Here is a 23,702-nt window from a genome sequence, read left to right as displayed (position 1 = left end):
GCGGGCCGCCCGCAGCCCCGTCCGCCCTGTGTCTGGATCGGCAGTGTGCCTAGGCCGGAACCGGGTCCCGGTCCGGATCCGCCGCTACGAGGGGCCCGTCGTCGAACGGCATTTCGTCGAGGTCGATCAACGGGTTGGTGTCCTGGGTGGCAACCAGCTCGCGGGCCTCGGCCTGCGTGTCCACGCTTGGCATGGAGCCCGGAAGTGGCCGCTGTGCGGATTCGCGCAGGAAGTAGATGGCGATTGCGCCAACCACGGACGTTCCCATGAGGTAATACGCGGGCATCATGTCGTTGCCGGTGCCTTGGATCAAGGCGGCGACAATGAATGGCGTGGTGCCGCCGAAGATCGCTACGGAGAAATTGTAGGCGATGCCCATTCCCCCGTAACGGCTCGAGGTCGGGAACAGCGCCGGAAGCGCGGAGGCGAGGTTGGCTATATAGAACGTGACCGGGAAGGCGATCAGGGCCAGGCCGGCAAGCGTGGACCAAATGTCGCCGATGCCGATCAGCAGGAAGGCCGGAACAGCGAACACGACCGTGCTGACGGCCCCGATCCACAGGACGGGCCGGCGGCCGATCCGGTCGGAGAGCTTGCCCGTCAACGGGATGCAGACTGACATGACGACCAAAACGGGGATGGTCAGCAGCGTGCCATGAATAGGGTCGTAGCCCTTGGACTCGGTCAGGTACGTGGGCATGTAGGAAGTCAGCATGTAGCCCACCGTGTTGGCGGCTGCGGCTAGGATCATGGCGAGGATGATCTGGCGCCAGTAAGCCTTCACGATGCCGATGGGACCCTTGGCTACCGCGGCGTCGCCCGCTGCGGCGTCCGCGGCGAGGGCTTCCTGGGCATCCAAAGTGGCTTGGAACTGGGGTGATTCCTCGATCTTGCTACGGAAGTACACGGCGATGACGCCGAGCGGACCCGCAATGAGGAAGGGCAGACGCCAGCCCCAGTCCTCCATGGCCGATTGGCCGATGGTGAGCTGCAGGATGGACACGAGCGCCGCGCCAAGGGCGAAGCCGATGTAGGAGCCCATGTCCAGGAAGCTCGCGAAGAAACCGCGGCGCTTGTCCGGAGCGTACTCGCTCACGAACGTGGTGGCGCCGGCGTACTCGCCGCCGGTGGAGAAACCCTGGACAAGCTTCAGGATGACGAGCAGTGCCGCTGCCCAGATACCGATTTGTGCGTAACCGGGCAGGAGTCCGACGGCGAAGGTGCTTGCCGCCATCAGCAAGAGTGTTGTGGCGAGCACCTTCTGGCGGCCCACCTTGTCGCCCAACCACCCGAAGACAACGCCGCCGAGGGGGCGTGCCACGAAGGTTGCGGCGAATGTTCCCAGCAGGAACAAGGTCTGCACGGACTTGTCCGCCTCGGGCAGGAAGACCGGCCCCATCGTGGTGATGAGGTAGCCAAACACGCCGACGTCGTACCATTCCATCGTGTTGCCGACGATCGTCCCGCCGAGTGCTTTTTTCAGCATGGGCTGGTCAACGACGTTGACGTCGGATACCTTGAGTCGACGGCGTGTTGGAAGTTTCAATTTTGAGGCACCGCGTGGTGCGTTCTTGCTCGTTGCAGCGGCGTTCCTAGCGCCTGCTGAAGAGTCGGTGATGCTTCGGTCTGTGGGCATTTGTGTTTCTCCTAGGGAGATCATTTGCTTGCGACATACAGCTGCTCCGCTCTGGGCAGGGTTTCAATTTTACGCGAGATTCGCCCAATCTTAGAGTTAGGCTCCGAATTTCGGGGCCATTCCGGGCCCTTTCGGGCACAAATGTCTGACATCCACGGACCCCCTGCAGCCCCGGAATCACGCGGATTTTGGCGTGTTCCGGAGGTGCGTTACCAAATTGTTTGATTCAGGGCCCCGGAACGCACAGTTTGCTGATCATTTCCGGTGGATTGCCCGTTGTTTTCCCAACACCACCGTGGCATCGAATTCTCCAGAATGGACCACCCGCGCGGACAGCCCGGCGTCCTCGAACAGGGCCGCCGTCGTCGCGGCCTGCCGGACGCTCGTTTCGATCAGTAGCCGACCGCCGGGAGCCAGCCACAACGGAGCCTCCCCAGCGATCCTGCGCTGCACATCCAAACCATCCGAGCCGCCGTCGAGCGCCACCCGCGGTTCATGCAGCCGGGCCTCTGGCGGCATCATCCCGATCGAGTCCGTGGGGACGTAGGGAGCGTTGGCCACCAGGACGTCAACCCGGCCGCGAAGAGCGTCCGGCAGCGCCGAATAGAGATCGCCTTCGTGCACCTGGCCGCCCACCGGGCCGAGGTTACGGCGGGCGCAGCGGACCGCAGAGGGGTCGACGTCGGCCGCGTGAAGCTCGATGCCGCCCGCCGCGGCAAGCAAAGCGGCGCCGACGGCACCCGAACCACAGCAAAGATCGACGACGACGGCGCCCGGCCGGGCGAGGTGGGCCGCCGCCTGGACGAGGTACTCCGTGCGGCGCCGGGGGACGAAGACGCCAGGGTCCACGGCGATGTGTTGGCCGCAGAACTCTGCCCAGCCCAGGAGGTATTCAAGGGGTAAACCCGAGACGCGTTGTTCTACCAGACGGTCAAGCTCCTCGGGAGCGTGCGCCGCGGCGATCAGGAGCCGGGCCTCTTCTTCGGCGAAGACGCAACCGGCAGAACGGAGCCGTGCCGTGACGGCGGAATGGGACGGCTGGAACGTCGGTGCTGGCATAAGAGAGCCTTTCGGGGTACCGAGGGGTGCTCTCCGGGCCATGCTAGCCGAGGGTGGAGGCGGGAACCACGCCTGAAACGGCTTCGGCGAAAGCCGGGGTTCACAAACACAACCCGGAGTGTCTAGGGTGGGTGCATGGGAACACTGATTTTTGAATAGGCCAGCGGGTCACCGCTGAGTTTGAACCGACAAAAATCCATGCCTGTTGAGGCTTCGCCTCCGCGCCGTTCCTGTTGCTTTCACTAGACCCAGGGTCTCGCAGCGGACGTCGCGTCCCGATACCTCCTCCGGCACATCAAGAGCTCTAAGGAGTCCACTGCATGACACCGAACACACCCGAAACCGACGCCGGGCAGGAACCAGAAGCGCAGGAAACCGTCGCCCCGGCTGCCGGTGTCAGATCGAAACTGACTGACGCCCAGAAGGAGATGCTAGCCAGCAAGTCCCGTGGCGGGGCAGGGAACGGCTGGCAAAGCACCGGAAAAGGACACAAACCCACTCAGGCGAGTGGCAAGCTGGCCAAGTCCGAGAAGAAAGTCCGCTGGTAGATCCTGCAGACAAGCGGACCGCTCCCACCTAGTATGGAAAATCCCTTCGTTTCAATGCAGAAAGGAAGAACAATGGCTGCGAAGCACGTTGAGCAACAAATCAACTCCGAGGTGGCCAGCCACTTGGTCGAGTCCATGGATAAAGCGCCCATGCCAGCCCCGGCAACGGTGGCCATGGCCCTCGGCTCGACCCAAGGACCGGCCTGGCCGGACGTCAGCGGCAAGGCCAAGCACCCCAAGGACCGCGGCGCAAGCCACGGCCGCGTAGGCCAGCAGGCGGCAGTCACCGCGGTCCACCGCACCAGCCGTCCGCAGATGCCGCACTCCTCTTAGGAACCCACCCTCCTCAGCCCAACTGACTCGCACTTAATGTCGTTCTGAGCCCTCATAACGACATCTGCTGCCAGTTAGTTGGGCTGAGTTACGTGCGGGAGGCGTAAGCGTGCGGGCCTGGGTTATGCGCGCTCGACGTCGTCGGGAGACTTGTCGGGGCGCCAGCCGCGCCAGACGGGATGGCGCATTCTCTCGGCGCCAGTCCAATCGCCGAACGTCACCTCTCCCACGAGCTCGGGCGAAACCCAGTGCGCCGTGGCGGCGTCCTCGGCCGGGATGTCATGGAACGGAGAGTCCGGGCGATCGAGACCTTGCAGGCGCTTCAGGATGTCGCGCAGTTGCCAGTCCTTGAACCCTGTGCCCACCCTGCCCGCGTAGCGCAGCTTGTCGCCGTCGGGAATCCCCACCAGCAACGCGCCAATGGTCCCCAGCCTCGTCCCGGAGCCGGGCCGCCAGCCACCCACCACCACTTCCTGCGTGCGTTCCAACTTGAGCTTGATCCAGGACCTGCTGCGCCGCCCCGGCTGGTACCGGCTATCCGCGCGCTTGGCCATGACGCCCTCCAAGCCAAGCTCGCCGGCGCTGGCCAGGATGTCGTCAAGGTCATGTTCCAGGATCTCGGACACATGGATAGGGGAGCCCTGGGCCGGCAGCTTGGCGCGGAACTCCGCCAGCTTTTCCCGGCGCTCGCTGAGCGGCAGGGAGGTGAGGTCGGCACCGCCGTGGGACCCGGCGTCGTACAGGAGATCGAACACCATGAGCTGCACGGGGACCGCGGCCCGGGCACGTTCGACGTCGCCGGGCTTGAAGAGGTTCATCCGCTTCTGGAGCAGCTCGAAGCTGGGCCGGCCGTTCTTGCTGAGTGCGACGATTTCGCCATCTGCCACGAAGTCGTGGTCAGGCCAATAGCGCGGATCCGCCAGTTCGGGGTAGGTGGGTGTCATGTCGATCCCCGAGCGGCTGGTCAACCTGATCTTGCCGCCCGAGCCTGAAACGATCGCCCGGAAACCGTCCCACTTGAGCTCAAACAGCCAGTCGCCGGAGGAGACATCGGCGGTTGTCCCGGAGGTTGCGAGCATGGGCGCGTAGCTGGGGGTCCCGATCGGTTGGGGCCGGGAGTCAGGCAACAGCACCGTCCGATGGCCCGGTTTGTCCTTCATCAGGTGGATCAGCCATTGCGACGGCGACTCCCCGGTGTGGATGAGCGCGAAGCGGCGGGTCCCGTGCAATCCGCCGCCGGGCTTTCCGGTGAGGGTAGCGATGACTTCCTTGCCGTCGCGCCATTTTTCGCACTCGAACTCGCCGCTGTCCCAGATGCTGACCGTCCCGGCACCGTATTCGCCCTTCGGAATGATGCCCGCGAATTGCGCATACTCCATCGGGTGGTCCTCCGTGCGCACCGCGAGGTGGTTCTTGTCCGGAGTGTCGGGCACGCCCCGCGGCAAGGCCCACGACGCCAGGACGCCGTTGTGCTCCAGCCGGAAATCCAGGTGGAAACGGCGGGCATGGTGCTCCTGGATGACGAAAATTCCGCCGGGCGGATTGGGTTCCGCGTCGGACTGGAGGGGGCGCGAACCGGCTTGGTGCTCGACGGCGGGAAACGGTTCGGGGGTCCGTTGCGGATCGCGCTTGTCCACGTAGCTGGCCAGCCGAGGGTTCACGGCCACACCCCCGACGGCGGTGCTGACGCCGGCCGCGCCGGTGCCCGCGCGGTGCGAGTGGGGCAGGCCGCCGTCGTCGTTCTTGGTTCTGGAACCGCCGTTCGAGTGCGAAGTGGCGTGCCCGCCCGCCACCGCGGCGAAGGGGTCCTTTCCCCCTTTGACGCGCGCCATGACGGCCGTGAAGTCCAGATGCTCGAGCTTGGGCGATGCGAGTTCGCGCCACGTCCTCGGGGCGGCGACCATGGGGTGGGCCCGACCGCGGAGGGAGTACGGCACGATGGTGGTCTTGTTCCCGCTGTTCTGGCTCCAATCCACCAGCACCTTGCCGTTGCGCAGGGTTTTCTTCATGTCGCTGACCACGAGGTCCGGATGGTCGGCCTCAAGCGAGCGCGCCAATTCGTGCGCGAACGCGGAGACCTGCTCCCATTTGCGGGTGCCATCCAGTCCGGCGTAGAGATGGATCCCTTTGCTGCCGCTCGTCACAGGAACCGGATCGAGGCCGATGTCCTGCAGGATGCTGCGAGCCAACTTGGCGACTTCGACGCATTCGGAAAGGCCGGTGCCGGGACCGGGGTCGAGGTCCAGGACAAGGCGGTCCGGCGGCAGCATGGTCCCGTCGGCGTCCACTTGCCATTGCGGCACGTGGATTTCCAAGGCGGCAATCTGGGCCAGCCAGGTGAGCGTGGCGAGGTTGTTGACGAGCGGATAAACGTTGCTGTGTTCCCTGTGCTGGATGGTGACCCGGGGAACCCATGACGGCGTGGAGTCGTCCAGGTTCTTCTGGAAGAACATGGGCCCGGGATCCGACGTGGTCCCTACTCCGTGGACCCAGCGCTTCCGTGTGGCGGGCCGGTTGGCGGCAGCCGGGATCAGGAACGGGGCAACGGCGGCATAGTATTCGAGCACTTCGGCCTTGGTGGTGCCAGTCTCCGGGTAGATGATTTTGCCCAGGTTGGTGAGCGTCAGTTCATGGCCTTCAACGTTGACGCGTTCCTTCTGGCTGGTTGCCACCTCTTCACCTCCGCCGTGTTGTGATGTTCACTTAGTGCATGAGGGCCATATGGAAGGGTTCTATCGCGTTCGGGCTGGTCAACGTACCCGTCAAGCTCTACAGTGCCACCGAGGACCACGATGTCAGTCTCCACCAGGTCCACAACAAGGACGGGGGCCGAATCCGTTACCAGCGGAAGTGCGAAATCTGCGCCTCTGTTGTGGATTACGAGGATATCGACAAGGCCTACGAAGAGGAAGGCCGCACCGTGGTGCTGTCGGCGGCCGACTTGAAGTCGCTGCCTGCGGAGAACAGCCGCGAAATCGAGGTAGTGGAGTTCGTTCCAGCTGAGCAGTTGGACCCCATCATGTACGAGCGGCCCTATTATCTCGAGCCGGATTCCAAGTCGCCCAAGGCCTACATGCTTCTTCTGCGCACTTTGCAGGACACCGAGCGCGTGGCCATTGTGCAGTACGCCCTCCGGCAGAAGACCAGGCTGGGCGCACTGCGGGTACGGGGCGATGTGCTGATGCTGCAATCCCTGCTCTGGGACGACGAAGTCCGCGAAGCAAACTTCCCTTCGCTGGAAACCGACGTCAAGATCTCGGACAAGGAACTTGAGATGTCCTCGGCCCTGGTGGATTCCATGGCGCGCGACTTCGAGCCCGAGCAATACACCGACAACTACCAAGTTCAATTGCGCCAACTCATCGCGGCCAAACTCGAAAAGGGCGACTCCATCGACACCGAGGAGACGTTCGGTGTGGCAGCCAGCGAAGGGGAAGGTGGCGAGGTCATCGACCTCATGGAAGCCCTCAAACGGAGTCTCGACAAGAAGCGCGGCAAAGCGTCTGCCGGCTCGTCCGACGAGTCCTCCGCTGAAGGGTCCGACGACGGCGCCAAAACCAAGGCGGCCAGCAAGCCGCGGGCGAGGGTCAAGAAAGCCTGACGCGCCGCCGTCGTGCGCTTCGTGAAAGCTGGGCATGCCCCCCGTGGCCTGCGCCGGAGCCAGGCACATGTCCCATGGATGGCCTAGTGGTTTCGCAACGCAGAGATCAGCTCGGATTTCTTCTTGCTTGAGTACCCTGTGAGCCCCAGTTCCTTCGCCCGGGACTTCAATTGGGGCACAGTCCAGTCTTCATAGTCGCCCGAGGTGCCGCCGCGTCGGCCGATTTCCTTGCGGCCCTCCTTGGCAGCGGCATTCGAGATCCTCGCGGCCTTTTCCTTCGAGGCGCCATCCTCACGGAGGCTTTCGTAGAGTTCCGGATCCTTGAGGCTGGGATTCTTCTTGTTTGGCATGCGATCCTCCTTTGGTCAAGATCCGGGCTAGGACGGAAGCTCCATCCGGAACCCGCAGCGGCACTGCAACACCTTTGTGGCCAGGTACACGTCGAGAAGGTCGACGGCGGGGTCTTCGGTGGACACCGGTGCATACACGCTGTGGAATCCGGTTCCTGAGATCTTCATGGGTTCGCCGCAGTGGATGTATTCGCCGCCGAATTGCAGCACACCTGACACCGTGCCTCGCTGGTTCAGGATGGCTGCGACGTCCTGGAATGTTGCGGCATGCGCGTAGAACATATCGCATTCCACGCAGGTGTAGGCGACATCCACGAACTCTGCCGACGGTGGCTTCAGGGGCTCGATGGAATCGAGAATCACGTACTCGGCGGTGCCGCAATGGCCGCACCAGATTCGTTCCCCTTTGGGGAGGGGCGCGCCGTTGGGAACAAGCGGGTCAGAGATAGTCGGCATCGACTTAACTCCTTGAACCAGGAAGTGCGGCTCCCGCGCGAGGCGGAAGCCGCACTTCGAGCGGATTTAATCCTTCTTGAAAGCGTCCTTGACCTTTTCACCGGCCGATTTCAGGTCGCTCTTGCTCTGATCCATCTTGCCTTCGGCTTCGAGTCTCTCGTTACCCGTCAGCTTTCCAGCCGCTTCCTTGGATTTGCCTGCAAGCTTTTCTCCGGCGTTCTGGATCTTGTCATCTGCACCCATGGACGTACTCCTTTGCTGGTAAAGGGACTTTCTTCGATTCGCCAAACGGTGTGGGGCCTGGCCGACAGGGCCAGGCGTCCTCACTGCAGTTGCCGGTCAAACTCCGTGTGACCTGCGGCCGGACATGAAGCTAAGGAGCCAGCCGATGGCCGCGACAATCAGGAGGACCACGCCGACCCAAAGGAGCCAGCTCACGGCCTGCGAGAAGCCGCCGACGAGCAGAAGAACGATTGCCACAACGCCTGCAATGATCAGAAGAGTGTTCACAATGACACATTCCTTACTTCAGCGGGACCGCTGGCAAGCGCCCGGGTCCCTTGCGATGTATTCGGTTGTCAGTTCGCTTGCGAACCGTTGTTCCCCGCCAGGCCCGAAGGCCCCGTGCAAGGTCTTGCTGTAGTGATACCGCCCCGGATTTTCAGGGTTTTCGTCCGGTAAGAACCGGCATCGACTTCCTCCATGGTACTACTAAGCACCCTTATCAAATCAAGTACTAAGTACGCTTACAAAGATTTTTGGATATCGTCGTAGGCTAAACGGAAGGTCGAGCGCAGGTTTCCTGCGCTCGCATCGGACGGTCGTTTAGGAGGAGAAAACGTGAAAGCATCGCAAACCCTGGCAGATAACCTCCAGTTGGTCCTGACGGATCTCATTGAACTCCAGCTCCAAGGAAAACAGGCCCATTGGAACATTGTTGGCCCTAATTTCCGGGACTTGCACCTGCAGCTCGACGAACTCGTCGCAGCCGCCCGGGAGTTCGCCGACGAAACCGCCGAAAGGATGCGGGCGCTCCATGCCCTTCCCGATGGCCGGAGCACCACCATCGCCGCCTCAACAAGGCTGGAGCAATTCCCCGCTGGATTGACCAAAACCAAGGACGCCGTGAAGCTGATCACCGATCGCCTGGAGCGGACGGTCCAGACCATGCGTGATGTCCACGACGAAGTAGACGAAGAAGACCCCACGACGGCGGACCTGCTCCACGCGTTCATTGCCCGTTTGGAGCAGCTCGCTTGGATGATCAGTGCCGAGATCATGTCGGCCAGTGCGTCCGTGGCAGATCCACAGGAAGCCTAGGAACCCGGCGAACGGCGTCAGTGCATGCCACGGCTCCGCCGCAGTAAACCGGGCACTCCGGGCATTTCCCGGCGAAGGTCCGGCCGCGGATTCAGCTACTACTACCCGGACGGATCGCTTATTTCGGGCGGGGAGCGCAAACGCCTCGACGCGATGGCGATACCTCCTGCATGGGCCGATGTCTGGATATGTCCGTTCGAGAACGGACATATCCAGGCAATGGGAGTGGACGACGCCGGACGTAGCCAATACATCTACCATCCGGAGTGGCGTGCCCGCCAGGATACTGAAAAGTTCGCCCGGGCCGCGCGGCTTGGGTCCCTCCTGCCGCAGGCGCGCCGCCTGGTCTCCAGGCATCTGCGGGAGTCACCTTCCGAGAAGACTAAAACCTTGGCCGCGGCCGTACGGCTCATGGATCTCGGTGCCTTGCGCGTTGGTTCCGATGGCTACACGCGCCGCAACGGCTCATACGGGCTCACCACGCTGAGGTGCAAGCACGTGAAGCTCAACGGGGAAACGGTCTCCCTGCATTTCCCGGGGAAAAGCGGCCAAACCTGGGATTCCACCATCGAGGACCCGGTGCTCGCCCGATTCCTCGGACCCTTGGCAGGCAGGCCAGGCAAAGAGCCCCTACTGGTCTTCCAGAATGGTGAGGGAAGCGTCTCCCTGAATGCCGCGATGGTCAACGAGTACCTTCGCCACATCACCGGCGGCGACTACACGGCCAAGGACTTCCGCACGTGGAAAGGCACTGCAGCGGCCGGAATGGCGCTCGCAGGCCCGGCTTCAAAAGTGCCTGCCCGCAAACGAGTCCTCGAAGCAATCAAGCAAACCGCCGAACTTCTCGGCAACACGCCAACGGTGGCGAGGGCAGCCTACGTCGATCCTCGGATCGTGGAGGGTTTCCTGGCGGGTGATCTCGAACAGCTCAAGGCCAGCGAGTCGGATATCGCGGCCTACTTGGGGTCACTGCCTTGAATAATTTGCCCTGAAAAACAAAAGAGCATGCTCCCCGTTGGCTACGAGGGATGGACAGATGAGGAATATGTCCATCCCCGAGTGCCAAGGGAGAGCATGCTCAGGGGGGTTACTCGGCGTCGTGGTCCGTTTCGAGGATCTTCACGAGGCGGTCCAGGGCTTCGTCGGCCCCGGCACCTTCGGCACGCAGGACAACGACGTCGCCGAATGAAGCTCCGAGGCTCATCAGGGAGAGGATGCTCGCGGCATCCATGGCGTCGTCGGCGGGCTCGCCTTCGCGGGCGATGGTGACCTCGATGTCCAGCTCGCCGGCGGCTTCGGCGAAGATGGCTGCCGGGCGTGCGTGCAGGCCGACGCGGCTGGCGATGGTGGCGGTACGTTCGGACATTGTTGCTCCTTCGATTGTGGGCTTGGGGAAAGTCTAGAGACCCAACTCGTCCAGGATAGGCAGCTGGGCGCGAACGGCTTGGCGCGCGGCGGATGCACTCGGGGCGGACAGCGCCGTCGTCGCGAGCTGTTGGGCCTGCGCCACGGTGACGGTGGCCAGGACAGCGGAAACGGCAGCCAGGGCGCGGGCGCTCATGGAAAGCGTCGCGACGCCCAGTCCAACGAGTACGACGGCGAGGGCGGGGTCCGCGGCTGCCTCGCCGCACACTCCCACGGGCCGGAGGTTGCCGCCCGAGCTGGCGGCAGCGGCGCCGTCGGCGGTCAACTTCACGAGCTGAAGCACGGCCGGCTGCCAGGGGTCGTTGAGAGTGGCGAGAGGGCCGAGCTGGCGGTCCGCGGCCATGGCGTACTGGGTAAGGTCGTTGGTTCCGAGCGAGGCGAAGCTGACTTCGCGCAGCACGGAGGCTGCGGTCAAGGCAGCCGACGGGACTTCGACCATGACGCCCGGGGTCTTCAAACCGGCGGCGGAGCAGAGTGCAGCGAAATGCGCTGCTTCCTCGGCCGTGGAGATCATGGGAGCCATGACCCACACTTCGGCCCGGTGGGCGGCCTCTGCTGCCGCGATTGCCGCCAGTTGGCGTTCGAGGACGCCGGGGGACGTGAGGTCGGTGCGGTACCCGCGGACACCCAGCGCAGGGTTGGGCTCGTCCGCGTTGGTAAGGAACGGCAGGGGCTTGTCTGCCCCTGCGTCGAGGGTTCGGACCACCACTTTCTTGCCCGGGAAAGCAGCGAAGACGGCGCCGTAGGCGGCGATCTGCTCCTCGACGGTGGGTTCGTCGTCGCGATCCAGGAAACAGAATTCGGTGCGCAGCAGACCGACGCCCTCGGCACCGGCGTCGGCGGCCTTGACGGCGTCGGCACCCGTACCGACGTTGGCGAGCAGCGGAACCCGGAACCCGTCGGCCATGACGTTGCTCCCGCTGAACGCGGCAACGGTGGATGCCTGGGTGGCCCAAGCCTTGGCCGCAAGGCGGAGTTCCTCACCAGGGTCAACCGTGATGGTGCCGGCAGCGCCGTCGAGGTAGACCTCCGTGCCGTCCCCGATCTCGTCGACACCCGGGGCGGCGACGATCGCGGGCAGGCCGAGGGCGCGGGCCAGGATGGCGGTGTGGGACTGGGGGCCGCCGCTGGAGGTGATCAGGGCGATCACCTTGGCGGGGTCCAGGGTGGCGGTGTCTGCCGGGGCGAGGTCCTCGGCGGCCAGGATGAACGGAACGTCGGACGCCGGGATGCCCGGCGCGGGCAAACCGCGCAGTTCAGAGACGATGCGGGCGCGGACGTCCAGGACGTCGGCCACGCGTTCTGCCATGTAGCCGCCAAGGGCCTTCAACGAGTCTGCAACCGTTGCAGCGGCCTCCCAGATGGCCCGTTCGGCGGTGCGTGCGCCGCCCGGAGCCTCGGGGGAGAGGAGCCTGATGGCCGATTTCACCAGCATGGGATCGGCGGCCATCAGGGCTGTTGCTTCCAGGACCTCTTTGCCTTCGCTGGACGCCGTCGCGGCCCGGGCACGGAGTTCCGCCTGCACGGCCTTGGCGGCATCCTTGATGCGCTGGCCCTGCGATTCGACGGTAACGTCCGCAGGAATATTGACGTTCTCACGGGGCTCTTGCACCGGCTTCGGCATCTGCCGGACCGGCCCCAGAACACGCCCCGGGGCAACGCCTACACCTGAAAAGGTCTGCATGGAATAGTCCTCTACTTGCTTATTGGCGGGTTGTTCAGGCCGCGACGGGAACAGGAGCCTGCTCTGCCTCGACCGGCTTCCGGACCGCCCAACGCTTGAGCGCGAGCAGGACCAGGGCGGTGACGACTACGCCGACTGCGATCGATGCGATGAACATGAACACGTTGCCGATAGCGAAGAAGACGAAGATGCCACCGTGGGGTGCCTGGGAGGTAACTCCGAAGGCCATGCTCAGCGCACCGGTCACGGCGCCACCCACCATGCTTGCGGGGATCACGCGGAGCGGGTCGGCAGCGGCGAACGGGATGGCGCCTTCAGAGATGAAGGAAGCACCCAGCAGCCAGGCGGCCTTGCCATTCTCGCGCTCGGCGAGGCTGAAGCCCTTCTTGTTGAGCACGGTTGCCAATGCCATGGCGAGCGGCGGCACCATCCCGGCGGCCATGACGGCAGCCATGATCTGGAGCGGGGCCGGGTTGGCGAGGCTGCCGGCGCCGAGGCCGGCTACGGCGAAGGAGTACGCAACCTTGTTGACCGGACCGCCCAGGTCGAAGCACATCATGAGGCCAAGGATGATGCCAAGCACGATCGCCGAAGTACCGGTCATCCCGGAAAGCCAGGTGCTGAGGCCCTTGGAGATGGCCGCGATCGGGCCGCCGAGGAAGAGGAACATGGCGCCCGAAGCGACGATCGATGCGACGAGCGGGATGATGACCACGGGCATGAGGCCGCGCAACCAGCGTGGAACGGAGAACGTGCCGATCCAGTGTGCCGTGAGGCCAGCGAGCAGGCCACCTACCAGGCCACCGAGGAAGCCGGCGCCCATGTAGCCGGCGACAGCACCGGAGACGAAGCCCGGGGCGATACCAGGCCGGTCCGCGATGCCGTAGGCGATGTAGCCAGCCAGGGCAGGGACGAGGAAGCCGAGGGACAACGCGCCGATCTTGAACAGCACGGCTCCGAGGTAGGCGCCGAACGGACCCCATGCATGGACCGGGTAATCGGTGGGCAGGTTGACGAGGGTGTTCGCGGCAAGGATCTTGTCCGCAACTCCGGCGATTTCGTAGCTGCCCAACAGGAAGCCGAGGGCTATCAGCAGGCCGCCACCGGCGACAAACGGGATCATGTAGCTGACGCCGGTCAGCAGGACTTTCTTGACCTTGGTGCCGAGGTGCTCGCTTGCAGCTGCGGATGCCTGTTCGGCGCTCTCTTCGGCACCGAAATGCGGGACGCGGTGTGCATGTGGGTCGGATGCGGCGGCGAGGGCTTCTTGCACCATCTTGGCCGGCTCGTCAATGCCGCGCTTCACGGGAGCGTTGATGACGGGCTTGCCCGCGAAGCGTTCCTTGCCGCGGACATCGACGTCGACCGCGAAGATCACGGCGTCGGCGGCGGCAATCACAGCCGGGTCCAACGCGGTGAATCCGCCCGAGCCTTGGGTTTCAACCTGCAGGTCGACGCCCGCTTCCTTGGCAGCGGCCACGAGGGAATCGGCTGCCATGTAGGTGTGGGCGATGCCAGTGGGGCAGGCCGTGACGGCGACGATGCGCTTCGGGGCCGCGGCAGAAGCGGCACTCGCCGAAGCCGGGGCGGCCTCGGTGGCCGGTGCCGCCGACCCTGCCGCATGGGCAGCCGGCTTGTCTGCCAGTGCGCCGTCAACCAGATCGACGATGTCCTGCTCGGTGGCAGCCGCACGCAGGGCCGCAGTGAAGTCCTTCTTGATGAGGGAACGGGCCAGCTTGGAGAGCAACTTCAGGTGCTCCTGGTCCGCTCCTTCCGGAGCAGCGATGAAGAAGATGATGTCCGCGGGGCCATCCTTGGCACCGAAGTCCACCTTGTTCGAGAGGCGGGCCATCGCAAGGGCCGGCTCGGTTACTGCGATTGAGCGGCAGTGCGGGATGGCGATGCCGCCGGGTACGCCCGTGGCAGTCTTTTGCTCGCGGGCGAAGGCGTCCGCGAAGAGCCCTTCAACCTCGGAGGCGCGCCCGGCTGCGGCAACTTTGCCTGCCAGGAAGCGGATGACATCGGCGGGGGAATCGCCGAGGTTCTGGTCGAGGGCGACCAGTTGGGGGGTGATGAGCTGGGTCACTGTTAGTCCTTCTGAAGGGCCGTGATGGTAACGGCGTCGGGAGTTGTTTGGTGGACCGCCGGGACAGTGGAGCCCGGCAGCGAAGCAGCGGCGGCACCATGTGCCACAGCCTGACGGAGGCAGTCCTGCGAGGTTCCGCCGTTGGTGGCGGCCAGCAGATAGCCAGCAAGGGATGAATCGCCGGCACCAACTGTGCTGACGGCTTGGATCGGCGGATGCGTGGCGAACCACGCGCCGTCGGCGGTTACCAGGACGGCGCCCTTGGAACCGAGTGTTGCGAGTACTGCACCCACACCGCTGGCGACGACGGCGGCAGCGGCCCTGGCGGCAAGGCCCGGGTCCGCTTCCAGTTCGTCAGCCGTGTGGACGTCTGTGAGGCCTGCTGCGGCGGCCAGTTCGGCCAGTTCTTCCGCGTTGGGCTTCAGGAGATCGGGCTTGCCGCTGATGCCGTTGGAATCGCCGCTGATGGCGGCTGCCAGCGGGGCGCCGGAGGAATCGATTGCGATAAGCGGGGCGTCGCCGTCGTGCGTTGAACGGAGCCTGCGGGCGACCGTGGCGTAGAAATCCGCCGGAACTCCTGGTGGGAGCGATCCGGCGAGTACCACCCAGCTGGCGCCACGGGAGCGGTCCAGCAGCAGCCCGATCAGGGCTTCCTGCTCGTCCAGGCTCAACTCCGGGCCGGGTTCGTTGATCTTGGTGGTGACGCCGTCCGGTTCGGTGAGCGTCACATTGCTCCGCAGCGGCGCGCTGATGGGAAGCGCCGCGTAGGGGACGCCGTCGTCGAGCAGTCCGGCGAGGACGGGATCGGAATCCCCGCCCGGCAAGACAGCAACGGTGTCCAGGCCCGAGGCGACAAGCGCCCGGGAGACATTGACGCCCTTGCCGCCGGAGTGCTGGTGGACGGCGACGGCGCGTTGAACCTCGCCGCGGGCCAAGGGGGCCGGGAGCTCCACGGTGCGGTCCAAGCTCGGGTTGGCGGTCAGGGTGACGATCATGCGATCACCACGTCGACGCCGGCCTCAGCCAAAGCGGCAGAGAGCTCTTCAGAGGGTTCGTGGTCAGTAATCACGGTGTCCACATCTTTTAGGGCGGCGAACTGGACGAGGGTTTCCGCGTCCAGTTTGGAGGAGTCCGCGAGGACGACGACGCGCCGTGCGGACGTGACGAAGGCGGCCTTGACGGCGGCTTCTTCGGGGTCAGGGGTGCTGAGCCCGAACGTGGCGTGGATACCGTTGGCGCCGACGAAAGCGATGTCCGGGCGGAGCCGGGAAGCGGCCTCGACCGTGGACTGGCCGACGGCGGCCTGGGTGAGACCGCGGACGCGGCCGCCCAGGATCTGGAGTGCGATGTGCGGGTTGCCGGAAAGCCGTCCGGCAATGGGGATGGCGTGGGTGATAACCACCAGTTCTTCACGCGGGGCGTTCCCGTTCAGGGACGCCGTGCGCTGGGCGGTCCGCTGGTCGAGTAAACGGGCGAGTGCTTCCGTGGTGGAGCCGGCATCGATCAGGATGCTGCCGGCTCCGTTCTCGGGGATGAGGGCAAGGGCGGCCTCGGCGATGCGGACCTTTTCCGGCTGGCGCTGGATGGCCCGCTCAACCACGCTTTCCTCGCGGGTGCTGAGGCGGTCCGACGGGACGGCCCCGCCGTGGACGCGGCGAAGGTTGCCGGCGGATTCGAGGGCAGCGAGGTCACGGCGGACCGTCTCTGTGGTGATGCTGAATCGGTCTGCAAGGTCCGTGACGCTGACCCGCCCACGCTCGGCGACGAGCTCGGAGATCAGCTGTTGGCGCTCCTCGGCGAACACATACCCTCCATTGCGTACAAGCTGTAAGTACACCAGTGACAGTCATCACATGATGTGGAATTGCTTGACTCTATCTTTGTTCATGTTGGTCTGTCAACAGAAAACAACATAAACAAAGATCTTTGCTTTGGTTTGGGTTTGTTGAGGTGTGGTTTGGGTGCTAACGCCGGACCGGAGGCCGCCCTATGGCCACTCGATCTCCCCTAGGCCCGGGTAGTCGATGGGGAGGTTGTCCGGGTCCGGGGGATCGGGCAAGCGGGACTGGGTAGGGGAATCCGGTTCGTGCCGGTTCTTGTTCCTCTTTTGGTCCAGTCCATCGGAATCTTGCGGGGAGTCGTCTTCGGGCCGGCGCTGCTGTGTACTTTCAAGCTTCATGGTGTTTCCTTCGGGTAATGCTGCACATTGTTGGCTAAGCAGGTATTTCCAGCTCGAACCCGCAACTGCATCTCAAGACCTTGGTGTGGAGCCGGGCTTCCGGGGGAGAGCTGCGCGATCGGGGCACGCCCGTCGTCGGTGCCCTGAAGCTTCGCAGCGCGGTTTTCACCTCACGGAGTGGTTCGCTGCAATGGAAATAGTGGCTTCCGAACTCCAGGAGGCCATCCTGAATCCCCCGACGATTCAGGATGGCCCCCGCCTGCTGGACGGTGGCCGCGTGGCTGTAGGAAAACCCGCAGGAAGTGCACGTGTAGAACACGGCAAGCTGTTGGGAAGACCTTGGAGACCCGGCCTGGATGGACTCGATGATCAGGTGCCTGTCCGTTCCGCAACGGGCACACCAAAGGGGGGTAGCCCCAGGCTGATGTGGTTCGTGGGGGACGGCGGATTCGGAGACGGTCGACATCGACTAGCTCCGCGCCGGTAACAGGCATTTGCTCATCAGGCAGCACCTTCACATTGAGTGACATGGCGCCCGGCTGCTTGAGCGAAAACAGGCCGAAGGCTCGACCCCTGTCCGGAGTTCTGCACGGACTGTAGAAGAATTGTGCACTCTGTACCCCCGGGGCGCAAGACCGGCGGAACGTTTGTCCAGTTGGTGGACGCTGCATCGTGCGCCTTTTTCTGCCATTGCCGCCCTGCTGCTCCTAGACTGAGCCATGGACGAAATGGGCCTGAATGCCTCGGTAGTGGGACAACTCCAGGATTTGGTCATCGACAGTGAAGACGTCAGCGGCTTCCTCGAAGACCTTGCGGTGTTCACGGCCTCGTCGGTGTCCGCTGCGCGCGGCCAGGACGTCCTGTGCGGGGTCACGTTGAGCCGGCGCCGCCGATCGATGACGGTCGCGGGGAGCAGCCACGAAGCGCGCCTCATTGACGAAGTGCAGCAAGCCTATGGAGACGGGCCATGCCTCGAGGCGATGAGAACCGGGAAGTCCGTGCTCGTCCGGGATACGTCGACGGACTCCCGGTGGCCTGAATACTGTTCCACGATCGCAGAGCGCGGGCACTTGGCGGTGCTCTGCGTCCCCTTGCGCCTGGAAGAGGGCGCGACGGCGGCGATCAACCTTTTCGCTCCGCACTCCGATGCCTTCGACGAGGCCTCCATCCGCAGTTGCGAGCAATTCGCGAGCCAGGCAGAAAAGGCTCTGCGGCTGGCGGTCCGAATCGGTGCCAGGCAGCAACGCGCAGAGGACCTCGAGCAGGCCATGCGTTCCCGGACCGCCATCGATCTGGCAACCGGCGTCATCATGGGCCAGAACAGGTGCAGCCAGGAGGAGGCCTTCAGGATTCTAAGTAAGGCCTCGAACGGCAGGAACCAGAAACTGAGGGACGTTGCGGAATCCCTTCTCCAGTCCTTGACGAACGAAACGCCCGTCTCACACTTCGACGCATAGAGGGCCCCGCTAGCTGCGCTCCGCGATATTTTTGACGCTCTCCACGAGGCTGTCCCACATGCCCTTCGAATGCGACGCTTCTTCCGCGCTGGCGTTGTTGTCCTGCGCCAAGGTCAGCTTGGTCATCCCGCCTTCCGGCTCCAAAGTCCACGTCAGCGTGTGGTAGTTCCCGGGAGTGTCTTCTTGGTCGGACAACGGACTGAAATGGGTGTTTACCAGCCGCTTCCCTGGCTCGAACTCAAGGATGACACCCTTGTCCTCATAGTCTTTGCCCTTCCAGACCCCGCGCCAAACAATAGGTCCGCCAACCGTCCAGTCGGTGACCACCTCAGTCCCGAACATGAACTCCTTGATGGCCTGGGGATCGGTGAGTACCGACCACACCCGATCGGCGCTTGCATGGATCGTGATGGTTGAACTCGCAATGAAGTTGCCTGCCATGTCCATCTCCTTTTCACGTGGTCGGCGTCCGGGCGCCGGCGCAACAGAGTCTACGCCCGGGAGCGACGGCCGGCGGAGAGATGCCGAATTGCGCTCTCCGTCACGTCAAGAGATTCAGGGTGTTTTCTCTTAGGCTCGCAGCACGTCTCAGAATTGTGGCTCTGAACTGCGGCGATAGTCGGATTTCGATGGTCATTAGGCAGTTCGCCCTCGGGGTAGATGCAGCATCGTGCAGTTTGCCCACGTCCGGAAAAGCCGGGTCCGTAGCGTGATGTCTCACACATCGAGTTCCCATTCAGAACCATGAGGAGACATACATGCCGAACTACAGGGTGTCCATGGACATCGGTGGAACGTTTACCGACATTGTCGCTTACGATCAGCACGCCGGAACCTATACGGCCACCAAATCATCCACTACGCCGGGGAATCTGAGCGCGGGCGTCATCGCCGGCCTCGAGTCCATTGTCGACGACCTGTCCGACATCGAGTTCCTGGTCCACGGCACCACCCAGGGATTGAATGCCTTCCTTGAGCGTCGCGGCGTACCGGTGCTGCTGCTGGCCACCGCCGGAGTCGAAGACACTTATCACATTGCCCGCGGCCCGCGCCTTGAGCTCTACAACGCCCAGTACCGCAAGCCTTCCCCGCTGCTCGAGCGCAAGGATGTCATCGGTGTGGGAGGGCGCCTGGATGGGCAAGGCCTCGAGATCAGGCCATTGGACGAAGTTGCCGTCCGTCAGGCAGGCCGTCGGGCAGTGGCCGAAGGTTATGGCGCAGTCGCCGTCGCATTCCTGTTCAGCTACAAGAACCCCGCTCACGAACTTCGGGCCCGGGAAATCCTGCTCGAAGAACTAGGCGAAGATTTCACCGTTTCGCTTTCCCACGAGGCCGCGAAGGAATGGCGCGAATACGAGCGCACCTCATCCGCCGTCGTCGAGGCCTACACCGGACCAGTGGTCCGCAACTACCTCCTGGACCTCGAAAAGAAGCTCGGGGACCGCGGTGTGGAAGCCCCGCTGCACATCATGCAGTCCTCCGGCGGGGTGCTCACCGCTGAGTCCGCACGGAAGCGCCCGCTCCAGACCCTTCTCTCGGGCCCGGTCGGGGGCGCCATGGGCGACGTCGAACTGGCCGGCGTTTCGGGAAACCGCAACCTGATCGGCGTCGACATGGGCGGAACGTCCTTCGATGTCTCATTGGTAGTCGACGGCAAGCCCGACGTCTCCACGGAGGCACATCTTGAAGGCCTTCCAATGCTCATGAGCGTGGTCAATATTCACACCGTGGGCGCTGGCGGCGGCTCGGTCGCCTGGCTCGAAGCCGGTGGCCTCAGGGTCGGCCCGCGTTCCGCGGGAGCCACTCCCGGACCTGCCTGCTACGGACGTGGAGGCACGGAACCTACCGTCACCGACGCCAACCTGGTGCTGGGGCGCGTGGACCCTGACTGGTTCGCAGGCGGACAGGTGTCCTTGGACCGGGAAGCGGCGATCGCCGCCCTGAAAACGGTTGGCGACCGGCTCGGTCTGGACCCCATTGCCATGGCCGAAGGGATCTGCGACGTCGCCAACTCCCAGATGGCCCAGGCGATCCGGACCATCACGATCTCCCGCGGGATCGAACCCCGGGACTTCGCGCTCGTGGCATTCGGGGGTGCTGGTCCCATGCACGCAGTCTTCCTCGCCAAGGAACTGGGCATCCCGGAAACAGTCGTCCCCCGGTTCCCCGGAGCGTTCTCGGCCTGGGGCATGCTGCAGACCAACATCCGCAAGGACTTCTCGGAGCCGTATTTCTACCTCGACGAGGATATCGACGTGGCCCACATGGCCGGCGTGCTGCGGTCGATGGAGTCTGAGGGCCTGAGCTCCCTGGCCTCCGAGGGCGTGCCGGAGGACAGCCGCCTCACCAATGCATCAGTGGATGTCCGCTACCAATCGCAGGAATTCTCCCTGAACGTTCCGCTCGCCTCCGCTGACGAACCGGAATCCACCGACTTCGTTGCCGCGTTGGCCTCGCGTTTCTCAGCGATGTACCACGAGCGCTATGGGCATTCCAACCTCGGGGCGCCCATCGAAATCGTGGCGCTACGGACGCAGGCCGTCGGCGACCTGGGCCGTCTTGATGCGCCACGTTTCGCCACCGCACAGAGCGCTGAGTTCAAGCATGAAATCCGCCCGGTGGTGTTTGAGCACATCGAACACCAGACCACCGTGGTCCGCCGTGACGACTTGGCCGCCGGCCATGCCTTCGAAGGCCCCGCCATCATCGTGGAACAGACCGCCACAACCGTGGTGCCCCCCGGCTTCGACGTCATCGTCGACGAATTCGGCTCACTGATCATCCGCACTCAAGACGTCGAAGGAAACTGAGGTACCAACAATGACAATCACTGCAGTCAAGACCCTGGATCCAGTCACCGTGGAGATCATCCGCAACGCGCTCACCAGCGCCGCGGACGACATGAACGCCACCCTCATCCGCTCCGCCTACTCACCCATCCTTTACGAAGGAGGGGACTGCGTCGTGGCGCTCCTGGACACCGAGCACCGCGTGCTCGGACAGTCCGCTGGGCTGCCACTGTTCTTGGGCAACCTGGAAACCTGTTCCATCGCGGTGGAAGAACTGTACGGCCGCGACGTCTGGAAGGAAGGGGACGTCTGGATCCTCAACGATTCCTATCTTGGCGGAACCCACCTGAACGACGTCACCATTTTTGCCCCGATCTTCGACGATGGCGCTGTGGTCGGCTTCGCAGCCACCCGTGCGCACTGGATGGACATGGGCTCCAAGGACGTCGGCGGTTCCATGGATGCGACGGACATCTTCCAGGAGGGCTTCCGGATGGGCCCGGTCAAACTGATCGAGGCAGGCATTGAAACCTCCGTCGTGGATCTGATCCGAACCAATGTCCGCTTCCCCTACCAGACCATCGGTGACATGCACGCGATGATCGCCGCCCTTCGGATGGGCACCACCCGGATGAAGGAGCTCGTGGGCCGTTACGGGATGGACCAACTGGACGCTGCCCGGGATGAGATCTTCCGTCAGACGGAGGAAATCGAGCGCGAGACCGTCCGCAACATTCCCGACGGCGTCTACGAAGCCGAAGGCGTCCTGGACAACGACGGCATCAACCTGGACACCCCGATTCCAATCAGGCTAAAGATCACAGTCTCTGGCGACACCGTTGATTTCGACGTAACCGGATCGGCTGACCAGACCATGGGGCCCGTCAACTGTGGCGCCGCCCAGGCAGTCTCCGCACTGCGGGTCGGCTACAAGCTCCTTGTCAGCCCGGACTCCAACTCGAACGGCGGGTCTTTCCGGCCGTTGACCACCCAGGTGCGTTCGGGTTCAGTTCTCGGCGCGGTGGCGCCAGCCCCGTGCCAGTGGTACTTCTCCCACCTCGGACTACTGATCGACCTGGTTTCCAAGGCCATGGCACCGGCCATGCCCGAGCGGGTTGCCAGCGCCAGCCACGGCGACTCGATGATCATCACTGCAGCCGGTTTCGATCCTCGCTTCGGCCGGAACTTCGTGACCATGGAGGCCACACTGGGCGGTTGGGGAGCCTGGCAAGGCACCGACGGCGAGTCCGCGATGATCAACAACGTCAACGGCTCCCTCAAGGACCTGCCCATCGAAATGATGGAGACCCGCTACCCATTCCGCATCAACGAATACTCCATCCGACCCAACTCCGGCGGCCCCGGCCAGTGGCGCGGCGGAAACGGAGTCATCCGTGAATACGAGTTCCTGGCCGACTGCGTCGTGGGGCTCTGGTTCGAAAGGTCCAAGACCCCGGCCTGGGGACTGTTCGGCGGCTCAGACGCCCAAGGGCCCGAGGTTGTGTTCAACCCAGGTCGCAGCGATGAGGTCCGCACTCTGAAAGCCAACGCCCGCAAGGTCAAGGCCGGCGACATCGTCCGGCTCGCAGTCGGCGGCGGCGGCGGCTTCGGGGACGTCTCCCAGCGCTCCCGGGACGAGATCACCTACGACATCGTCAACGGCTTCATCACCGAGGACTTCGCCAAGACCCACTACGGATACTAAGCCCCGCCCACAGAAGGACACCCAATGAAAAACATAAAGAAATCAGCCGCAGCCGCGGCGCTCATCGGGCTAGCGCTCCTGACGTCAGCCTGCACCCCACCCACGCAAGCGGCCGCCGGACCAGCTTCGACGGCGGACGCCGGCAAACCCCTCAACGTCGGATTCTTCGGCTTCGCCAAGTCGAACGGCTTCGCCCAAGGAACCTTCCTCGGCGTCCAGCAGGCGGCCAAGGCCAACAACGCCAGCGCTACGTTCGTGGACCCCAACTTCAACGCCCAGACCCAGGTCCAGCAGATCCAGGACGCAGTCACCTCAAAACAGTTCGAGGTGATCGTTATCCAGGCGAACGACAACCAGGCCCTCATTGCGCCACTGCAGCAGGCCGTCCAAGCTGGCATAACGGTGGTGGTCGAGTTCTCCGTTATCGGTCCGAAGTTCGACACTATCCAGCCCCAGGTCCCCGGTGCGATCAGCATCGTTGACCTTCCCACCAGCAACGGCAAGATGCTAGGCCAAATGGGCAAGGATGCCTGCGCCAAAGTCTCCAAAGACACCTGCAAGGTGGCCTACCTCGAGGGATTCAAGTCCCTGCCGCTGGATAACGCCCGGACCGAAGCAGTGAAAGCTGAGCTGGCCACTGATCCGAAGATCAAGCTGGTGGCCAGTGTCGAAGGCGGATACACCCAAGACAGCGGCCGGCAGGCGTTCCAGAACGTTTCCCAGGCCAACCCGGACGTCGATGTCGTCATCGGTGCATCCCAGGCGATCACGGGTGCGGCCGCTGCGGCTGGCAATAGCAACATCAAGTTCATTGGCAACGGCGCATCTACTTCGAATGTCGAGGCCGTCCGATCCGGTAAATGGTTCTCCATCTACGTCAGCGACGTGGTGGCGAACGGCGCCAAGGCCACGGAACTCGGCCTTGCCAAGGCCCGGGGACAGCAGGTGGAGACGGCAGTGGACGAGGCGAGCTTGGCTCCCAACAAGGCCAAGGGCACCAAGGAAGCCCTCGACGCCGTGAACTACGTCTCGAAGTACTCTGACTAGCCGACTTATCACCCTCGTGGTCCTGTC

The 23,702-nt window shown here is 63.9% G+C and carries 23 protein-coding genes; 9 read left to right on the top strand and 14 right to left on the bottom strand.

From position 1 onward, the window contains the following. Positions 1-49: 49 nt before the first annotated feature. Both AB4068_RS11110 and AB4068_RS11105 read right to left on the bottom strand, forming a co-directional pair. The gene (locus AB4068_RS11110; RefSeq protein WP_441433388.1) at positions 50-1,636 is read right to left on the bottom strand and encodes an MFS transporter; all 1,587 of its coding nucleotides are present in this window, start codon (positions 1,634-1,636) and stop codon (positions 50-52) included. A gap of 255 nt (positions 1,637-1,891) precedes the next feature. Next, positions 1,892-2,695 carry a putative protein N(5)-glutamine methyltransferase gene (locus AB4068_RS11105; protein ID WP_441433387.1) on the bottom strand — a complete coding sequence of 268 codons (804 nt, stop codon included), beginning with the start codon at positions 2,693-2,695 and terminating at the stop codon, positions 1,892-1,894. A gap of 320 nt (positions 2,696-3,015) precedes the next feature. On the opposite strand from AB4068_RS11105, the gene AB4068_RS11100 reads away from it, so the two are divergent. Then, the gene (locus AB4068_RS11100; protein ID WP_059388400.1) at positions 3,016-3,243 is read left to right on the top strand and encodes a hypothetical protein; all 228 of its coding nucleotides are present in this window, start codon (positions 3,016-3,018) and stop codon (positions 3,241-3,243) included. A 72-nt stretch (positions 3,244-3,315) separates the two neighbouring features. After that, positions 3,316-3,576 carry a hypothetical protein gene (locus AB4068_RS11095; RefSeq protein ID WP_284990778.1) on the top strand — a complete coding sequence of 87 codons (261 nt, stop codon included), beginning with the start codon at positions 3,316-3,318 and terminating at the stop codon, positions 3,574-3,576. A gap of 122 nt (positions 3,577-3,698) precedes the next feature. Here AB4068_RS11095 and AB4068_RS11090 read toward each other — a convergent pair whose 3' ends face one another. Further along, positions 3,699-6,248, bottom strand: a complete 2,550-nt coding sequence (locus AB4068_RS11090; protein ID WP_441433386.1) for an ATP-dependent DNA ligase — start codon at positions 6,246-6,248, stop codon at positions 3,699-3,701. A 38-nt stretch (positions 6,249-6,286) separates the two neighbouring features. Between AB4068_RS11090 and ku the strand changes: the two genes are divergently transcribed. Then, the gene (gene ku, locus AB4068_RS11085) at positions 6,287-7,177 is read left to right on the top strand and encodes a non-homologous end joining protein Ku (RefSeq protein WP_307053865.1); all 891 of its coding nucleotides are present in this window, start codon (positions 6,287-6,289) and stop codon (positions 7,175-7,177) included. Positions 7,178-7,260: 83 nt separating this feature from the next. On the opposite strand, the gene AB4068_RS11080 is transcribed toward ku, so the two are convergent. From AB4068_RS11080 to AB4068_RS11065, 4 genes are all read right to left on the bottom strand, one after another. After that, positions 7,261-7,527: a DUF7218 family protein gene (locus AB4068_RS11080; protein ID WP_284990774.1), complete on the bottom strand. Its 267-nt coding sequence runs from the start codon at positions 7,525-7,527 to the stop codon at positions 7,261-7,263. A gap of 27 nt (positions 7,528-7,554) precedes the next feature. After that, positions 7,555-7,983 (bottom strand): hypothetical protein, encoded by a 429-nt coding sequence (locus tag AB4068_RS11075; protein WP_059388402.1) that lies wholly within the window; start codon positions 7,981-7,983, stop codon positions 7,555-7,557. A 66-nt stretch (positions 7,984-8,049) separates the two neighbouring features. Continuing rightward, complete coding sequence (locus tag AB4068_RS11070) at positions 8,050-8,226, bottom strand: CsbD family protein (protein WP_059388403.1); 177 nt, start codon at positions 8,224-8,226, stop codon at positions 8,050-8,052. 96 nt (positions 8,227-8,322) lie between these two features. Beyond that, positions 8,323-8,493 carry a DUF2207 domain-containing protein gene (locus AB4068_RS11065; RefSeq protein WP_139359614.1) on the bottom strand — a complete coding sequence of 57 codons (171 nt, stop codon included), beginning with the start codon at positions 8,491-8,493 and terminating at the stop codon, positions 8,323-8,325. Between the two features lie 330 nt (positions 8,494-8,823). On the opposite strand from AB4068_RS11065, the gene AB4068_RS11060 reads away from it, so the two are divergent. Both AB4068_RS11060 and AB4068_RS11055 read left to right on the top strand, forming a co-directional pair. Further along, positions 8,824-9,303, top strand: coding sequence for a Dps family protein (locus AB4068_RS11060; RefSeq protein WP_284990772.1), 480 nt, complete (start codon positions 8,824-8,826; stop codon positions 9,301-9,303). A gap of 24 nt (positions 9,304-9,327) precedes the next feature. Next, complete coding sequence (locus tag AB4068_RS11055) at positions 9,328-10,281, top strand: DNA topoisomerase IB (protein ID WP_441433385.1); 954 nt, start codon at positions 9,328-9,330, stop codon at positions 10,279-10,281. A 109-nt stretch (positions 10,282-10,390) separates the two neighbouring features. Here the strand turns inward: AB4068_RS11055 and AB4068_RS11050 are convergent, their stop codons facing one another. From AB4068_RS11050 to AB4068_RS11025, 6 genes are all read right to left on the bottom strand, one after another. Beyond that, positions 10,391-10,669: an HPr family phosphocarrier protein gene (locus AB4068_RS11050; RefSeq protein ID WP_059388405.1), complete on the bottom strand. Its 279-nt coding sequence runs from the start codon at positions 10,667-10,669 to the stop codon at positions 10,391-10,393. Between the two features lie 33 nt (positions 10,670-10,702). Then, positions 10,703-12,412 (bottom strand): phosphoenolpyruvate--protein phosphotransferase, encoded by a 1,710-nt coding sequence (gene ptsP / locus AB4068_RS11045; protein WP_441433384.1) that lies wholly within the window; start codon positions 12,410-12,412, stop codon positions 10,703-10,705. Positions 12,413-12,446: 34 nt separating this feature from the next. Continuing rightward, positions 12,447-14,498: a PTS fructose transporter subunit IIABC gene (locus AB4068_RS11040; protein WP_306964480.1), complete on the bottom strand. Its 2,052-nt coding sequence runs from the start codon at positions 14,496-14,498 to the stop codon at positions 12,447-12,449. Positions 14,499-14,500: 2 nt separating this feature from the next. Next, the gene (locus AB4068_RS11035; RefSeq protein WP_284990768.1) at positions 14,501-15,493 is read right to left on the bottom strand and encodes a 1-phosphofructokinase family hexose kinase; all 993 of its coding nucleotides are present in this window, start codon (positions 15,491-15,493) and stop codon (positions 14,501-14,503) included. After that, positions 15,490-16,302, bottom strand: coding sequence for a DeoR/GlpR family DNA-binding transcription regulator (locus AB4068_RS11030; RefSeq protein ID WP_284990903.1), 813 nt, complete (start codon positions 16,300-16,302; stop codon positions 15,490-15,492). The genes AB4068_RS11035 and AB4068_RS11030 overlap by 4 nt, the downstream gene beginning before the upstream one ends. A gap of 183 nt (positions 16,303-16,485) precedes the next feature. Beyond that, a complete protein-coding gene (locus AB4068_RS11025) occupies positions 16,486-16,677 on the bottom strand; it encodes a hypothetical protein (protein WP_059388408.1) in 192 nt (63 codons plus the stop codon). A 719-nt stretch (positions 16,678-17,396) separates the two neighbouring features. Here AB4068_RS11025 and AB4068_RS11020 point away from each other — a divergent pair. Further along, positions 17,397-18,134, top strand: coding sequence for a GAF and ANTAR domain-containing protein (locus AB4068_RS11020; protein ID WP_059388409.1), 738 nt, complete (start codon positions 17,397-17,399; stop codon positions 18,132-18,134). A 9-nt stretch (positions 18,135-18,143) separates the two neighbouring features. Here AB4068_RS11020 and AB4068_RS11015 read toward each other — a convergent pair whose 3' ends face one another. Next, on the bottom strand, positions 18,144-18,575 hold the full coding sequence (locus AB4068_RS11015; RefSeq protein ID WP_332602573.1) for an SRPBCC domain-containing protein: 432 nt from the start codon (positions 18,573-18,575) through the stop codon (positions 18,144-18,146). 317 nt (positions 18,576-18,892) lie between these two features. Between AB4068_RS11015 and AB4068_RS11010 the strand changes: the two genes are divergently transcribed. From AB4068_RS11010 to AB4068_RS11000, 3 genes are read left to right on the top strand one after another with little or no spacing between them, the layout of a single operon-like run. Then, positions 18,893-20,944, top strand: a complete 2,052-nt coding sequence (locus tag AB4068_RS11010; protein WP_284990765.1) for a hydantoinase/oxoprolinase family protein — start codon at positions 18,893-18,895, stop codon at positions 20,942-20,944. Positions 20,945-20,954: 10 nt separating this feature from the next. Further along, a complete protein-coding gene (locus AB4068_RS11005) occupies positions 20,955-22,628 on the top strand; it encodes a hydantoinase B/oxoprolinase family protein (RefSeq protein ID WP_284990764.1) in 1,674 nt (557 codons plus the stop codon). Between the two features lie 24 nt (positions 22,629-22,652). Further along, entirely contained in the window at positions 22,653-23,675 is a 1,023-nt protein-coding gene (locus tag AB4068_RS11000) for a sugar ABC transporter substrate-binding protein (RefSeq protein ID WP_059388412.1), read from the top strand. The last annotated feature ends 27 nt before the right edge of the window (positions 23,676-23,702 follow it).

The organism is Arthrobacter sp. 2RAF22, assembly GCF_052115325.1.
Lineage (GTDB): Bacteria > Actinomycetota > Actinomycetes > Actinomycetales > Micrococcaceae > Arthrobacter.
The sequence above is the reverse complement of the archived record's forward strand: the minus strand, read 5'-3'. Positions and strand labels throughout refer to the sequence as shown.

What these genes read in the sequence shown, in the direction of transcription:
- AB4068_RS11100 (WP_059388400.1), top strand. Translation starts at nt 3,016, where the DNA reads ATGACACCGAACACACCCGAAACCGACGCCGGGCAGGAACCAGAAGCG.
- AB4068_RS11005 (WP_284990764.1), top strand. Translation starts at nt 20,955, where the DNA reads ATGACAATCACTGCAGTCAAGACCCTGGATCCAGTCACCGTGGAGATC.
- AB4068_RS11080 (WP_284990774.1), bottom strand. Translation starts at nt 7,527, where the DNA reads ATGCCAAACAAGAAGAATCCCAGCCTCAAGGATCCGGAACTCTACGAA.
- AB4068_RS11025 (WP_059388408.1), bottom strand. Translation starts at nt 16,677, where the DNA reads ATGAAGCTTGAAAGTACACAGCAGCGCCGGCCCGAAGACGACTCCCCG.
- AB4068_RS11020 (WP_059388409.1), top strand. Translation starts at nt 17,397, where the DNA reads ATGGACGAAATGGGCCTGAATGCCTCGGTAGTGGGACAACTCCAGGAT.
- AB4068_RS11035 (WP_284990768.1), bottom strand. Translation starts at nt 15,493, where the DNA reads ATGATCGTCACCCTGACCGCCAACCCGAGCTTGGACCGCACCGTGGAG.
- AB4068_RS11055 (WP_441433385.1), top strand. Translation starts at nt 9,328, where the DNA reads ATGCCACGGCTCCGCCGCAGTAAACCGGGCACTCCGGGCATTTCCCGG.
- AB4068_RS11015 (WP_332602573.1), bottom strand. Translation starts at nt 18,575, where the DNA reads ATGGCAGGCAACTTCATTGCGAGTTCAACCATCACGATCCATGCAAGC.
- AB4068_RS11110 (WP_441433388.1), bottom strand. Translation starts at nt 1,636, where the DNA reads ATGCCCACAGACCGAAGCATCACCGACTCTTCAGCAGGCGCTAGGAAC.
- AB4068_RS11070 (WP_059388403.1), bottom strand. Translation starts at nt 8,226, where the DNA reads ATGGGTGCAGATGACAAGATCCAGAACGCCGGAGAAAAGCTTGCAGGC.
- AB4068_RS11010 (WP_284990765.1), top strand. Translation starts at nt 18,893, where the DNA reads ATGCCGAACTACAGGGTGTCCATGGACATCGGTGGAACGTTTACCGAC.
- ku (WP_307053865.1), top strand. Translation starts at nt 6,287, where the DNA reads ATGAGGGCCATATGGAAGGGTTCTATCGCGTTCGGGCTGGTCAACGTA.
- AB4068_RS11050 (WP_059388405.1), bottom strand. Translation starts at nt 10,669, where the DNA reads ATGTCCGAACGTACCGCCACCATCGCCAGCCGCGTCGGCCTGCACGCA.
- AB4068_RS11105 (WP_441433387.1), bottom strand. Translation starts at nt 2,695, where the DNA reads ATGCCAGCACCGACGTTCCAGCCGTCCCATTCCGCCGTCACGGCACGG.
- AB4068_RS11075 (WP_059388402.1), bottom strand. Translation starts at nt 7,983, where the DNA reads ATGCCGACTATCTCTGACCCGCTTGTTCCCAACGGCGCGCCCCTCCCC.
- AB4068_RS11095 (WP_284990778.1), top strand. Translation starts at nt 3,316, where the DNA reads ATGGCTGCGAAGCACGTTGAGCAACAAATCAACTCCGAGGTGGCCAGC.
- ptsP (WP_441433384.1), bottom strand. Translation starts at nt 12,412, where the DNA reads ATGCAGACCTTTTCAGGTGTAGGCGTTGCCCCGGGGCGTGTTCTGGGG.
- AB4068_RS11000 (WP_059388412.1), top strand. Translation starts at nt 22,653, where the DNA reads ATGAAAAACATAAAGAAATCAGCCGCAGCCGCGGCGCTCATCGGGCTA.